Origin of the sequence: Streptomyces sp. NRRL F-5126 (assembly GCF_000721265.1) — a bacterium.
GTDB lineage: Bacteria > Actinomycetota > Actinomycetes > Streptomycetales > Streptomycetaceae > Streptomyces.
The window spans coordinates 11,563-23,699 of record NZ_JOFZ01000013.1; the positions used below are offsets into that span (position 1 = coordinate 11,563).

The window sequence follows — 12,137 nt, forward strand, 5'->3', positions numbered from 1 at the left end:
CGGCGAACTTGCCAATCTGTAGTGAGCGGACTCGCGAACACGGGCCGCGGCCGGCGTCCGGCGGGTGGGGCGGACGCGGGACCAGATGTCTCTATGAAGCGCCGGCGATGGCGCCGGCCGGAGGGAAAGCGATGGGTAGGACACTCGCGGAGAAGGTCTGGGACGACCATGTCGTCCGGCGCGCCGATGGCGAGCCCGACCTCCTCTTCATCGATCTGCACCTGCTGCACGAGGTGACGAGCCCCCAGGCGTTCGACGGCCTCCGGCTCGGCGACCGGAAGGTGCGGCGGCTCGACCTGACCATCGCCACCGAGGACCACAACACCCCGACCCTCGACATCGACAAGCCGATCGCCGACCCGGTCTCCCGCGCCCAGCTGGAGACGCTGCGGAAGAACTGCGCCGAGTTCGGCGTGCGGCTGCACCCGCTCGGCGACGTCGAGCAGGGCGTGGTGCACGTGGTGGGACCGCAGCTGGGGCTCACCCAGCCGGGCACCACGGTCGTCTGCGGCGACTCGCACACCTCCACCCACGGCGCCTTCGGCGCGCTCGCGTTCGGCATCGGCACGAGCCAGGTCGAGCACGTGCTGGCCACCCAGACGCTGCCCATGGCGCGGCCCAGGACGATGGCCGTCACCGTCGAGGGCGAACTGCCCGACGACGTCACCGCCAAGGACCTCATCCTCGCCGTGATCGCGAAGATCGGCACGGGCGGCGGACAGGGCTACATCATCGAGTACCGCGGCTCCGCCGTCGAGAAGCTCTCGATGGAGGCCCGGATGACCATCTGCAACATGTCCATCGAGGCCGGCGCGCGCGCCGGCATGATCGCCCCCGACGAGACCACGTTCGCGTACCTCAAGGGCCGCGCCCACGCTCCCGAGGGCGAGGAGTGGGACCGCGCCGTCGAGTACTGGCGGACGCTGCGCACCGACGGCGACGCCGTCTTCGACGCCGAGGTGTTCATCGACGCGGCCGACCTCGCGCCTTTCGTCACCTGGGGCACCAACCCGGGCCAGGGAGCGCCGCTGTCCGAGCGCGTCCCCGACCCTGCTTCGTACGACGACGCATCGAAGCGCCACGCCGCCGAAAAGGCCCTGGAATACATGGGGTTGACCGCAGGGCAGGCCCTGCGCGACATCAGGGTGGACACCGTCTTCGTAGGTTCGTGCACGAACGGCCGTATCGAGGACCTGCGCTCGGCGGCCGCCGTACTCGAAGGGCGCAAAGTCGCCGACGGCGTACGGATGCTGGTCGTCCCCGGGTCCGTACGGGTGGCGCTGCAGGCCGTCGAGGAGGGGCTCGACAAGGTGTTCACCGGCTCGGGCGCCGAATGGCGGCACGCCGGCTGCTCGATGTGCCTCGGCATGAACCCCGATCAACTGGCGCCGGGCGAGCGCTCCGCGTCCACGTCCAACCGCAACTTCGAGGGCAGGCAGGGCAAGGGCGGCCGCACCCACCTGGTCTCCCCGCAGGTGGCCGCCGCGACCGCCGTACTGGGCCATCTGGCCTCACCCGCCGACCTGTCCGACGCCGACCGCACGCCCGCTGGAGCGCGATAACCATGGAAGCCTTCACCGTCCACACCGGCCGCGCCGTCCCGCTGCGCCGCAGCAACGTCGACACGGACCAGATCATCCCCGCCCACTGGCTCAAGAAGGTCACCCGCGACGGCTACGAGGACGGCCTGTTCGAGGCATGGCGCAAGGACCCGTCCTTCGTGCTCAACCAGGAGGAGTACCGGGGCGCGACCGTCCTGGTCGCCGGTCCGGACTTCGGCACCGGGTCCTCCCGCGAGCATGCCGCCTGGGCCCTGCAGAACTACGGCTTCAAGGCCGTCATCTCCTCCCGTTTCGCCGACATCTTCCGCGGCAACTCGCTGAAGAACGGCCTGCTGACCGTCGTCCTCGACCAGGACGTCGTGGAGCGCCTCCAGGCGCTGGCCGAGGCCGACCCCGCGGCGGAGGTCACCGTCGACCTGGAGCGTCGCCAGGTGCGTGCCGCCGTGGCGGGCGCCGAGCAACTGACGGCCGATTTCGACCTTGACGAGAACGCCCGCTGGCGTCTGCTGAACGGGCTCGACGACATCAGCCTCACTCTGCAGAACGAGTCCGACATCGCGGCTTACGAGGCCGCGCGGCCGTCCTTCAAGCCCCGCACAATTGCCGCCTGATCCCTTCCTGATCAGCGGTTTTCCCCAACTGCACCCCCTGCCGTCCGGCGGGGGGTGCAGTTGCTTGTTGAGCCCCCGTGAGGCGACAACTCGCCTCAGATGGCACAATCGGTGCATGGAACGCGACAGCCAACTCGCACTCTACGAGTCGGTCGCCGGACAACTGAAGGAAGCGCACACGAGAGTGCGCGAACTGCAAGTCGCGGAGGGCGTACGCATGGCGCTCACACGAAAGCTGCTGGTCATCACGGCTGCGGCGAAGCATGATCTCCCGGATGCGGCAAGGCGCCTTGACCGTCTGCTGACGGATCTCGACGAGGGTCGTTTTCCGGAAGAGGACTGACCGGTGGAAGTGCGCCGGACCGACTTCGTTGCGGCACTAGGGTGATCAGCCCGTTTCGTGTTTGATTTGCGGTATATATCTGCCTAACGTGCGAAAAGGCTTGAACACATTCGTTCTGGCAATGTCTCCGAAGGGGAAGACGTGAACAAGGCTCAGCTCGTAGAAGCGATTGCGGACAAGCTCGGCGGCCGCCAGCAGGCCGCGGACGCCGTGGACGCGGTGCTCGACGCGATCGTCCGCGCCACCGTCAGCGGCGACCGCGTGTCGGTGACCGGCTTCGGTTCGTTCGAGAAGGTCGACCGCCCCGCCCGCTACGCCCGCAACCCGCAGACGGGTGAGCGGGTGCGGGTCAAGAAGACCTCGGTGCCGCGCTTCCGCGCGGGCCAGGGCTTCAAGGACCTGGTGAGCGGCTCGAAGAAGCTTCCCAAGGGAGGCGAGGTCTCCGTGAAGAAGGCGCCCAAGGGCAGCCTCTCGGGCGGATCTTCCACCCGCACGACGGCCAAGGCCGCCGCCAAGAAGGCCGCCGCCAAGAAGTCGACGGCGAAGAAGGCCGCCGCCAAGAAGGCCACGCCCGCGAAGAAGACCACCGCCAAGAAGACCACGGCGAAGAAGGCCACGCCGGCGAAGAAGACGGTCGCCAAGAAGTCGACGGCCGCCAAGAAGACGGCTCCCGCCAAGAAGGCCCCGGCGCGCAAGACCACCTCGCGCTCGACTGCGAAGAAGACCGCCGCCAGGTCCAAGTAAGCGGCACATGGCCGCGCACACGCCGGGCCGGGCTCCCCTCGGGGAGACCGGCCCGCGGCGTTGCGCGGCCCGCCCGCCGGCCGACGGCGTCAGAGCGTCACGAGTGTCACCAGCGTGACCCGCCGGCGCGCGCCTTCGCCCGCCGTCTCGATCCTGACGCGCTGGCCGGGCCGCAGCAGCCGCAACCCGCCCGCGTCGAACGCCTCGGAACCGAACTCCACCGGGGTGCCGTCGTCGAGCAGCACGCTGCCGCGCCGCGTCTCGGGGTCGTAGGTGTACGCGGTCGCCTGCATGCCCGCAGACTAACCGCGTCCGCCCCGTCCCGCCGCTCGCGCGTGACCCGCCGCCCACGGGTCACCCCCCAGAGCGGGCCCTCACGACACGTCCTGGGGTGCGGTCAGCGGCGAAGGGGCCCCGCACACGCGGGCCGTGTGGGGGCCGAGCCCGAGGGCCGCGGCCGCCCGCAGGTCGGCCGCGGTGTCCACGTCGCGCCGTACGGAATCCACGTCGCGCAGCAGGATCTCCGCCGCGCCGCCCGCGGCGTGACGCAGGCGCGAGGGTCCGCCGAACGCCGGCCGCAAAGCGCATTCCGCACAAGCCGCGAGCAGCGTCGTGCCGATTCCCGCCGCATCGGCGAGAAAAGCGCGCGGGAATGCGGCGGCCGAGTGCAGCACACGGGTCAGCTCCGCCGGCCTCAGCGCGGGCAGGTCCGCGTTGAGCGCCGCCACCCGGGCGCCCGGCCGCCCGGCCCTGACCGTGTGCGCACCGTGCGCGAGCGCCGCGTTGAGACCCGCCGCGGGGGAGTCGGGCACGACGCGCGCGCCCAACGCGGCCAGCGCGTCCGCCGCGTCCCCGTCGTCCGTGACGACCACCACACCGGCCACCGCGTCGGCGGCGATCGCGGCCGCCACGGTGTCCTGAGCGAAGGCGAGCGCGAGCCGGTGGCGCTGTGCCGCGTCGGCCGCGGGCGCCAGCCTGCTCTTGGCCAGAGTCAGCGGCTTCAGCGGCACGACCAGGGACCATGCGGCCGTCGGGTCGGTGTTCACGGCGGGCTCCCCGTCCTCGTGCGGATGCGTTTCATTGTGGCGCGGTGCCCCCGCGGCGCCCGCCCCGCCCCGAGGGGCCGGGCGTACGGTGTCCTCGACAGACCAGGGGCTCGGGGCGACACTTGTCCCCCAGCAGCCGGGCATGGAGCCGGGCAGGTAATGAGGAAGGTGTCCGCGTGTCCCGCCGAAAAGTCGGCTTCTGGTATCACCTTGCGGCGGTGCTCGCGAAACCGCCGCTCCTCCTTCTCTTCAAGCGGGACTGGCGGGGGACGGAGAACATTCCGGCCGACGGCGGATTCATCACCGTGGTGAACCACAATTCCCATCTCGACCCCTTTGCCTACGGCCATTTCCAGTACAACACCGGCCGCGTGCCGAGATTCCTCGCGAAGAGTTCCCTGTTCACGGACGGTTTCATCGGGGCCGTGATGCGCGGCAGCGGGCAGATCCCGGTGTACCGGGACTCCAGCGACGCGCGCGGCGCCTTCCGCGCCGCCATCGACGCCGTGGAGCGCGGCGAGTGCGTCGCGTTCTACCCCGAGGGGACCCTCACCCGCGACCCGGGCCAGTGGCCCATGGTCGCCCGCACCGGGGCGGCACGCGTGGCGCTGCAGACGAAGTGCCCGGTGATCCCGATCGCCCAGTGGGGCGCCAACGAAGTGCTCCCGCCGTACGCGAAGAAGGCGTCCGTACTCCCGCGCAAGACGCACCACGTCCTCGTGGGGAGACCCGTCGACCTGTCGCCGTACTACGGCCGGGCGATGACGCAGGACCTGCTGCGCGAGGTCTCCGAGGTCATCATGGCGGCGATCACCGAACTGCTGGTCAAGCTGCGCGGCGAGCCCGCCCCCGAGGTGCCGTACGATCCGCGCAGTGCACGGGTGCGGGAGCGCCGAAAGACCGCGCGAGCGGAAACGGAACAGGACGAGGGAACAACGTGACCAGGGTCGCCGTCTTCGGAACCGGATCGTGGGGCACCGCGTTCGCCATGATCCTCGCCGACGCCGGGTGCGAGGTGACGCTCTGCGCGCGCCGCACGGACGTCGCCCAGACCATCAACACCACCCGCACGAACCCCGAGTACCTGCCGGGGGTCCGCCTGCCCGACCGTGTCCGCGCCACCTGCGACCCGGCCGAGGCCGCGCGGGACGCCGAGTTCACCGTCCTGTGCGTGCCGTCGCAGACCCTGCGCGGCAACCTGGCGCGCTGGGCGCCCGTCCTGCCGTCCGACACCGTCCTCGTGTCCCTGATGAAGGGCGTGGAACTCGGCACCGCCAAGCGGATGAGCGAGGTCGTCGAGGAGGTCGCGGGGGCGCCGGCGGAACGCGTCGCCGTCGTCACGGGCCCCAACCTCGCCCTGGAGATCGCCGCACGCACGCCGGCCGCCGCGGTCGTCGCCTGCGCCGACGAGTCCGTCGCGCGGCGCCTGCAGACCGCGTGCCACACCGCCTACTACCGCCCGTACACCAACACCGACGTCGTCGGCTGCGAACTCGGCGGGGCGGTCAAGAACGTCATCGGACTCGCCGTCGGCATCGCGGACGGCATGGAGTTCGGCGACAACACCAAGGCATCGCTGATGACCAGGGGCCTCGCCGAGACCAGCAGGCTGGGCCTCGCGATGGGGGCCGACCCGCACACGTTCTCCGGCCTCGCCGGCATGGGCGACCTGATCGCCACCTGCTCGTCGCCGCTCTCCCGCAACCACACCTTCGGCATCAACCTCGGCCGCGGCATGACGCTCGACGAGACCATCGCCGCCACCCGCCAGACCGCCGAAGGCGTCAAGTCCTGCGAGTCCGTGCTCGACCTGGCGCGCCGCCACGGCGTCGAGATGCCCATCACCGAGACGATCGTGGACATCGTCCACAACGGCAAGGCTCCGCTCACCGCGCTGAAGGAGCTCATGTCACGCAGCGCCAAGGCCGAACGGCTCTGAGTAGCACCGCGGGCCCGTACGGGCCGGCGGCGCGCCGAACGGCCCCTCGGCCGCTGACCCGTGCGGGATCTGCGGGTAACCTCATCGCGATATGAGCAGCCTGAACGCCTCCCAGAGCCCTCAGGGCCAGCCCCGCAAGCCGCGCGTAGCCGTCGTCTTCGGGGGCCGCAGCTCCGAGCACGGCATCTCCGTCGTCACCGCGGGAGCGGTGCTCGCGGCGATCGACCGTGACGCCTACGACGTCCTGCCCATCGGCATCACCGCGGACGGCCGCTGGGCGCTGACCGCCGACGACCCGGCGCGGATGGCCATCACCGACCGCGCGGTCCCCAGCGTCGATCAGATCGCCGAGTCCACCGAGGGCGACGTGGTGCTGTCCGTCGCACCGGGCAACCGCGAAGTGGTCTACAGCGAGCCCGGCTCCGTGCCCAAGGCGCTGGGCGACGTCGACGTCGTCTTCCCCGTCCTGCACGGCCCGTACGGCGAGGACGGCACGCTCCAGGGCCTGCTTGAGCTCTCCGGCCTGCCCTACGTCGGCGCCGGCGTGCTCGCGTCGGCCGTCGGCCAGGACAAGGAGTACATGAAGCGGGTGTTCACCTCGTTCGGGCTGCCCGTCGGCCCGTACCTGGTGATCAGGCCACGCGAGTGGGAACAGGACGAATCAGGCGCGCGCAGGCGCATCGTCGACTTCGCGTCCGAGCACGGCTGGCCGCTGTTCGTGAAGCCCGCGCGCGGCGGCTCGTCCGTCGGCATCAGCAAGGTCGACGGGTTCGAGGGCCTCGACGAGGCGCTCGACGAGGCCAGGCGCCACGACCCCAAGGTCCTGGTGGAGTCGCTGCTGCGCGGCCGCGAGATCGAGTGCGGGGTGCTGGAGTTCGAGGACGGGCCGCGGGCGAGCCTGCCGGCCGAGATCCCGCCCGTCACCGCGCACGACTTCTACGACTTCGAGGCCAAGTACATCGACTCCGCGTCGGGCCTCGTGCCCGCGCCGCTCACCGATGAGCAGACCGCGGAGGTCAGGCGGCTCGCGGTGGCGGCGTTCGAGGCGGTGTCCTGCGAGGGCCTGGTGCGCGCGGACTTCTTCCTCACCGAGGACGGCGCCTTCGTCATCAACGAGATCAACACCATGCCGGGGTTCACGCCCATCTCGATGTTCCCCCGCATGTGGCAGGAGAGCGGCGTCGGCTACGCCGAACTCGTGGACCTGCTCATCAAGGCCGCGCTGCGCCGGTCCACCGGGCTGCGCTGAGCACACGCGCGAGACGGGCCGGACACGCCGGCCCGTCAGACGGTCGACGGATCCGTCGTGCCCACGGCCTTCGCGAGCTGCGCGATCGGGGTACCGTCGTGCGCGAACTTCGAGCCCATCGTGACCTCGACGTAGGCGGCGCGGTACGTGGTGGTGAACCGCTGCCCCTTCGCGTACGGCTGCACCATCCAGCTCACGCCGTTCGCGTCGACCGCCGCCGACTGCGGGTCGCTCATGGCCTTCGGACGCGGCACCCCGCACCGCAGCACGATCGACGCGGACCCCGAGCCCCAGCCCGCCGTCAGGCCGGAACTCGGCCGGGGATCGCGCCTGCTCTGCCCGCCGACCTTGCCGGGCAGCCGCTTGTGCAGCGCGTCGCACACCTTGACCTGGTCGGCGGGCGGCCTGGGCACCGCGACGTGCGCCGCCGAGCCGCCGCCCGAGCAGCCCGCCGCGCACAGCACGGCCACGGCGGGCAACGTCGCGATGAGGCGGCCCGGTAGCCTGCGCCCGGAGGCCCTTCGGCGAAGAGGTGTCACCGGACAAGCGTAGACGGGGCTAGATATGCACGACCGGACAGGTCAGGGTACGGGTGATGCCGTCCACCCGCTGGATCTTGGCGACGACCATGCGGCCCAACTCGTCGACCGTGTCCGCCTGGGCGCGCACGATGACGTCGTAGGGACCCGTGACGTCCTCGGCGCGCAGCACGCCGGGGAACGCCGCGATGGTCTCGGCCACCGCCGTCGCTCTGCCCACGTCGGTCTGGATGAGGATGTACGCCTGTACCACGGAGCCTCCAGGGCGGCCATGAGGATCATGTCCCAGGGGAGAAGGGACGCCACGGTATCGCGTCGGCCGGTGCCGGCGGGAGACCCGGTGCGTCCAGGCCGTTTCCCGCGGATTCTCCGCGCGCCCGCCCGCGTTTTGCGAGCACACGCACGAAGCGGCCGGACAACGGCCTCTCGCCGCACACAGAGAAGGGAGACCCGGTGAAGGGAACCGTGGGGGAGCTGGGGGAATTCGGGCTGATCGACAGGCTCACCTCCCGCCTCACCACCACCCCGGCGGTCCGGCTCGGGCCCGGCGACGACGCCGCGGTCGTGGCTGCACCCGACCGCAGGGTCGTCGCCAGCACGGATCTCCTGCTCGAAGGGCGGCACTTCCGCAGGGACTGGTCGACCGCGTACGACGTGGGCCGCAAGTCCGCCGCGCAGAACCTCGCCGACATCGCCGCCATGGGCGCCGTGCCGACGGCCCTGCTGCTCGGGCTCGTCGTGCCCGCGCAGCTGCCGGTGACCTGGGCCGCCGAGCTGATGGACGGCATCCGCGACGAGTCCCAGGTCGCGGGCGCGGCCGTCGTCGGCGGAGACGTCGTGCGCGGCGACTCGATCACCGTCGCCATCACCGCGCTCGGCGATCTGCGCGGCCACGAGCCGGTCACGCGCTCCGGCGCACACCCCGGCGACATCGTCGCCTACACGGGCTGGCTCGGCTGGTCGGCCGCCGGGCACGCGGTGCTCTCGCGCGGCTTCCGCTCGCCGCGCGCCTTCGTCGAGGCCCACCGCAGGCCGGAACCGCCGTACCACGCGGGCCCCGCGGCCGCCGGGCTCGGCGCCACCGCCATGACCGACGTCAGCGACGGGCTCGTCGCGGACCTCGGGCACATCGCGCAGGCCAGCACGGTCCGCATCGACCTGCGCTCCGACCTCGTCGACGTCCCCTCGCAGATGAGCGACATCGGGCAGGCCGTCGGCATCGACCCGCTCCAGTGGGTGTTCACCGGCGGCGAGGACCACGCGATCGTCGCGACCTTCCCGCCCGACGTGAAGCTGCCCGCGCGGTGGAAGGTCATCGGCGAGGTGCGCGGCCCGTCCGCCCAGCCGCAGGTCACCGTCGACGGCGCACCGTGGACCGGGGACGGGGGCTGGGACCACTTCGGCGACGCGTGAACGTAGGGTCGTCTTCCATGACCGCGTCCGCACCGCCGCCACCCCGTGTCCTGACCGTCGCCGGCTCCGACTCGGGCGGCGGCGCGGGCATCCAGGCCGACCTCAAGACCATGCTCGCCCTCGGTGTGCACGGCATGAGCGTCGTCACGGCGGTCACCGCGCAGAACTCGCTGGGCGTGCAGGGCGCATGGGAGCTGCCGGTGGAGGCCGTACGCGCGCAGTACCGCAGCGTCGTCGACGACATCGGCGTCCAGGCCGTGAAGACCGGCATGCTCTCCTCCGCGCCGATCGTCGGCGCCGTCGCGGAACTCCTCGCCACCACGGCGGCGCCGGTCGTCGTGGACCCCGTCGGGATCTCCAAGCACGGGGACACGCTCCTCGCCGACTCGGCGCTCGACGCCGTACGCACCCGGCTGCTGCCGGTCGCCACCGTGGCCACGCCCAACCTCGACGAGGTCGCGAGGCTCACGGGCGTGGCCGTCGAGACGGAGGACGACATGCGGCGCGCGGCCGCCCCGGTGCTCGCCCTCGGCCCGCGCTGGGCGCTGATCAAGGGCGGCCACCTGCCCGGCGACGCCGTCGACCTGCTCACCGACGGCACCGAGGAGCACTGGCTGCGCGCGCCGCGCCTGGACAACCGCCACACGCACGGCACGGGTTGCACGCTGGCCTCCGCGATCGCCGCGGGCCTCGGCGGCGGGCAGGACGTCGTGACGGCCGTGCGGGCGGCCAAGGAGTACGTGACCGCTGCGGTGCGCCACGGGTTCGCGCTCGGTGGTGGCATCGGCCCCGTCGACCACGGCTGGCGCGCACGGTGACGCGGCGGCTCGCCGTCCCCCGCCGCCGAAGCCCCGCCGGTCCCGCGCCGGGACCGGCGGACGCCCGGCCGGCGGCCGCGGACTACTGTGCGTAGAACATGCCCGTCAGGCCGCGCCACGCGGGCGGTTCGCGCAGGAGAAGAGGACCAGCAGGTGCCCCACACCCTCGACGCCGCCGCGGTGCGGACCTGGTGCGCACGGGCGCTCGACGCTCTCGGCGGTCAGCGCGAGGAGATCGACGCGATCAACGTCTACCCGGTGGCGGACGGCGACACGGGCACGAACCTCTACCTGACCCTCGAATCGGCCGCACACGCCGTCGAGGCGGTCTTCGCCGCGCACGGCGCCGGCGGCGGGGAACCCGCGCCCGAGGACGCGGTACGTGCCATGGCGCACGGCGCGCTGCTCGGCGCGCGCGGCAACTCGGGCACCATCCTCGCGCAGTTGCTGCGCGGCATCGCCGACGTGCTCGCCGCCGAAACCGCCGAAACCGCCGCGGCCGCCGAGGCCGCTGAGGCCGCTGAGAACGGCGCGGGCACGGACGGTGCCGGGAACGGCGCGCGCGCCGCCGGCGACCGCCTCGCGCGTGCCCTCGCCCGCGCCGCCGCGCTCGCGCGCGAGGCCGTGGCCCACCCCGTCGAGGGCACCATCCTCACCGTGGCCGACGCCGCGGCCGGCGCCGCGCGCCGTGCCGAGGCCCCGCACGCCGGGGCGGTGGCGTGCGCCGCGTACGCCGGGGCGCGCGCGGCGCTCGACGCGACCCCCGGCCAGCTCCCGGCCCTGGACACCGCGGGCGTCGTCGACGCGGGCGGCCTCGGCCTGCTCGCCCTGCTCGGCGCGCTGATGGAGACCGTCGCGGGCCGCAGGCCCGAGCCACCGCCGGGCGGCCGGATCAACCCCGCACGCGCGCCCGAGGCGCCCGCGGCCTGCCCGCCGGTCGAGCCGGAGTCCGAGGGCCCCGCCTACGAGGTGATCTACCTGCTCGAAGCCGCCGAGGACGCTGCCGTGGGGCGACTCAGGCAGCGCCTCGACGCCCTCGGCGACTGCCTCGTCGTCGGCGGCGGCGCGGGCCTGTGGAAGGTGCACGTCCACACCGACGACGCGGGAGCCGCCGTCGAGGCCGGGATGGAGGCGGGACGCCCGTACCGCCTGCGCATCACGCATCTGGCGCTCCACGCGGCGGAGCGGCCCGTGGAGAAGGCGCAGCGCGCGGTCGTCGCCGTCGTACACGGTGAGGGCCTCGCCGGCCTCTGCGAGCAGGCCGGGGCCACCGTGCTGCTGGCGCGCGAGGGGGCGCCGCCCGCCAGCGGCGAACTGGCCGCCGCGATCCACCGCGCGCACGCACGCGAGATCGTGCTGCTGCCCAACGACGAAGAGCTGCGCCACACCGCCGCGGCCGCGGCCGCGCAGGCGCGCGCCGAGGGCGTGCGCGTCGCCCTGATCCCCACCAGGGCGGCCGTCCAGGGCATCGCCGCGCTCGCCGTGCACCAGCCCGAGCGCCGGTTCGACGAGGACGTCGTGGCGATGACCTCAGCCGCGGGGGCCACCCGCTACGGCGAGCTCGCCGTGGCCGAGCGCATGGCGTGGACGACGGCCGGCGTCTGCCGCTCCGGGGACGTACTCGGCCTCATCGACGGCGACGTCGCCGTCATCGGAACCGAACTCGAGGCCACCGCGCGCGCCGTCCTCGACCGCATGCTGGCGGCGGGCGGCGAACTCGTCACGCTGGTGCTCGGCGACGACGTGCCCGACGCCCTCGCCGAGAGCCTCGAAGACCATGTGCGCGACGGCCACCTCGCCGTCGACACCGTCGTCCACCGGGGCGGCGGAAGGACGGCGCCGCTGCTCATCGGCGTCGAATAGCGAGCGATGT

General features: G+C 72.7%; 14 protein-coding genes. 10 read left to right on the forward strand and 4 right to left on the reverse strand.

Annotation, left to right across the window (positions count from 1 at the left end; genetic code table 11):
* Positions 1–131: 131 nt before the first annotated feature.
* The 4 genes from leuC (at position 132) to IH48_RS0128155 (ending at position 3,260) form a co-directional block, all read left to right on the forward strand.
* A complete protein-coding gene (gene leuC, locus IH48_RS0128140) occupies positions 132–1,562 on the forward strand; it encodes a 3-isopropylmalate dehydratase large subunit (protein WP_030910628.1) in 1,431 nt (476 codons plus the stop codon).
* A gap of 2 nt (positions 1,563–1,564) precedes the next feature.
* Positions 1,565–2,173, forward strand: coding sequence for a 3-isopropylmalate dehydratase small subunit (gene leuD / locus IH48_RS0128145; RefSeq protein WP_030910631.1), 609 nt, complete (start codon positions 1,565–1,567; stop codon positions 2,171–2,173).
* 115 nt (positions 2,174–2,288) lie between these two features.
* Entirely contained in the window at positions 2,289–2,516 is a 228-nt protein-coding gene (locus IH48_RS0128150; RefSeq protein ID WP_030910634.1) for a hypothetical protein, read from the forward strand.
* Between the two features lie 141 nt (positions 2,517–2,657).
* Positions 2,658–3,260, forward strand: a complete 603-nt coding sequence (locus IH48_RS0128155) for an HU family DNA-binding protein (protein WP_030910637.1) — start codon at positions 2,658–2,660, stop codon at positions 3,258–3,260.
* An 89-nt stretch (positions 3,261–3,349) separates the two neighbouring features.
* Here IH48_RS0128155 and IH48_RS0128160 read toward each other — a convergent pair whose 3' ends face one another.
* Entirely contained in the window at positions 3,350–3,553 is a 204-nt protein-coding gene (locus tag IH48_RS0128160) for a hypothetical protein (RefSeq protein ID WP_030910639.1), read from the reverse strand.
* A gap of 81 nt (positions 3,554–3,634) precedes the next feature.
* A complete protein-coding gene (gene cofC, locus IH48_RS0128165) occupies positions 3,635–4,306 on the reverse strand; it encodes a 2-phospho-L-lactate guanylyltransferase (RefSeq protein WP_030910641.1) in 672 nt (223 codons plus the stop codon).
* A gap of 176 nt (positions 4,307–4,482) precedes the next feature.
* Here cofC and IH48_RS0128170 point away from each other — a divergent pair, with 176 nt between their 5' ends.
* The 3 genes from IH48_RS0128170 (at position 4,483) to IH48_RS0128180 (ending at position 7,494) form a co-directional block, all read left to right on the forward strand.
* Positions 4,483–5,247: a lysophospholipid acyltransferase family protein gene (locus IH48_RS0128170; RefSeq protein WP_030910643.1), complete on the forward strand. Its 765-nt coding sequence runs from the start codon at positions 4,483–4,485 to the stop codon at positions 5,245–5,247.
* The gene (locus IH48_RS0128175; protein WP_030910646.1) at positions 5,244–6,245 is read left to right on the forward strand and encodes an NAD(P)H-dependent glycerol-3-phosphate dehydrogenase; all 1,002 of its coding nucleotides are present in this window, start codon (positions 5,244–5,246) and stop codon (positions 6,243–6,245) included. Before IH48_RS0128170 ends, IH48_RS0128175 begins: the two co-directional genes overlap by 4 nt.
* A gap of 91 nt (positions 6,246–6,336) precedes the next feature.
* Positions 6,337–7,494, forward strand: coding sequence for a D-alanine--D-alanine ligase family protein (locus IH48_RS0128180; RefSeq protein WP_030910648.1), 1,158 nt, complete (start codon positions 6,337–6,339; stop codon positions 7,492–7,494).
* Between the two features lie 35 nt (positions 7,495–7,529).
* Here the strand turns inward: IH48_RS0128180 and IH48_RS0128185 are convergent, their stop codons facing one another.
* Together IH48_RS0128185 and IH48_RS0128190 are read right to left on the reverse strand one after the other, a co-directional pair.
* Positions 7,530–8,033 carry a DUF3515 domain-containing protein gene (locus tag IH48_RS0128185; RefSeq protein WP_030910650.1) on the reverse strand — a complete coding sequence of 168 codons (504 nt, stop codon included), beginning with the start codon at positions 8,031–8,033 and terminating at the stop codon, positions 7,530–7,532.
* 19 nt (positions 8,034–8,052) lie between these two features.
* The gene (locus IH48_RS0128190) at positions 8,053–8,286 is read right to left on the reverse strand and encodes an Lrp/AsnC family transcriptional regulator (protein ID WP_030910652.1); all 234 of its coding nucleotides are present in this window, start codon (positions 8,284–8,286) and stop codon (positions 8,053–8,055) included.
* Positions 8,287–8,486: 200 nt separating this feature from the next.
* On the opposite strand from IH48_RS0128190, the gene IH48_RS0128195 reads away from it, so the two are divergent.
* The 3 genes from IH48_RS0128195 to IH48_RS0128205 all read left to right on the forward strand — a co-directional run bounded on the left by IH48_RS0128195 (position 8,487) and on the right by IH48_RS0128205 (position 12,127).
* Positions 8,487–9,446, forward strand: a complete 960-nt coding sequence (locus tag IH48_RS0128195; RefSeq protein WP_030910654.1) for a thiamine-phosphate kinase — start codon at positions 8,487–8,489, stop codon at positions 9,444–9,446.
* Between the two features lie 17 nt (positions 9,447–9,463).
* The gene (gene thiD, locus IH48_RS0128200; RefSeq protein WP_030910656.1) at positions 9,464–10,264 is read left to right on the forward strand and encodes a bifunctional hydroxymethylpyrimidine kinase/phosphomethylpyrimidine kinase; all 801 of its coding nucleotides are present in this window, start codon (positions 9,464–9,466) and stop codon (positions 10,262–10,264) included.
* 153 nt (positions 10,265–10,417) lie between these two features.
* Entirely contained in the window at positions 10,418–12,127 is a 1,710-nt protein-coding gene (locus tag IH48_RS0128205) for a DAK2 domain-containing protein (RefSeq protein WP_030910658.1), read from the forward strand.
* Positions 12,128–12,137 lie beyond the last annotated feature (10 nt).

Coding starts and splice junctions, on each gene's coding strand:
- IH48_RS0128160 (WP_030910639.1), bottom strand. CDS start 3,553: ATGCAGGCGACCGCGTACACCTACGACCCCGAGACGCGGCGCGGCAGC.
- IH48_RS0128150 (WP_030910634.1), top strand. CDS start 2,289: ATGGAACGCGACAGCCAACTCGCACTCTACGAGTCGGTCGCCGGACAA.
- IH48_RS0128180 (WP_030910648.1), top strand. CDS start 6,337: ATGAGCAGCCTGAACGCCTCCCAGAGCCCTCAGGGCCAGCCCCGCAAG.
- leuD (WP_030910631.1), top strand. CDS start 1,565: ATGGAAGCCTTCACCGTCCACACCGGCCGCGCCGTCCCGCTGCGCCGC.
- thiD (WP_030910656.1), top strand. CDS start 9,464: ATGACCGCGTCCGCACCGCCGCCACCCCGTGTCCTGACCGTCGCCGGC.
- leuC (WP_030910628.1), top strand. CDS start 132: ATGGGTAGGACACTCGCGGAGAAGGTCTGGGACGACCATGTCGTCCGG.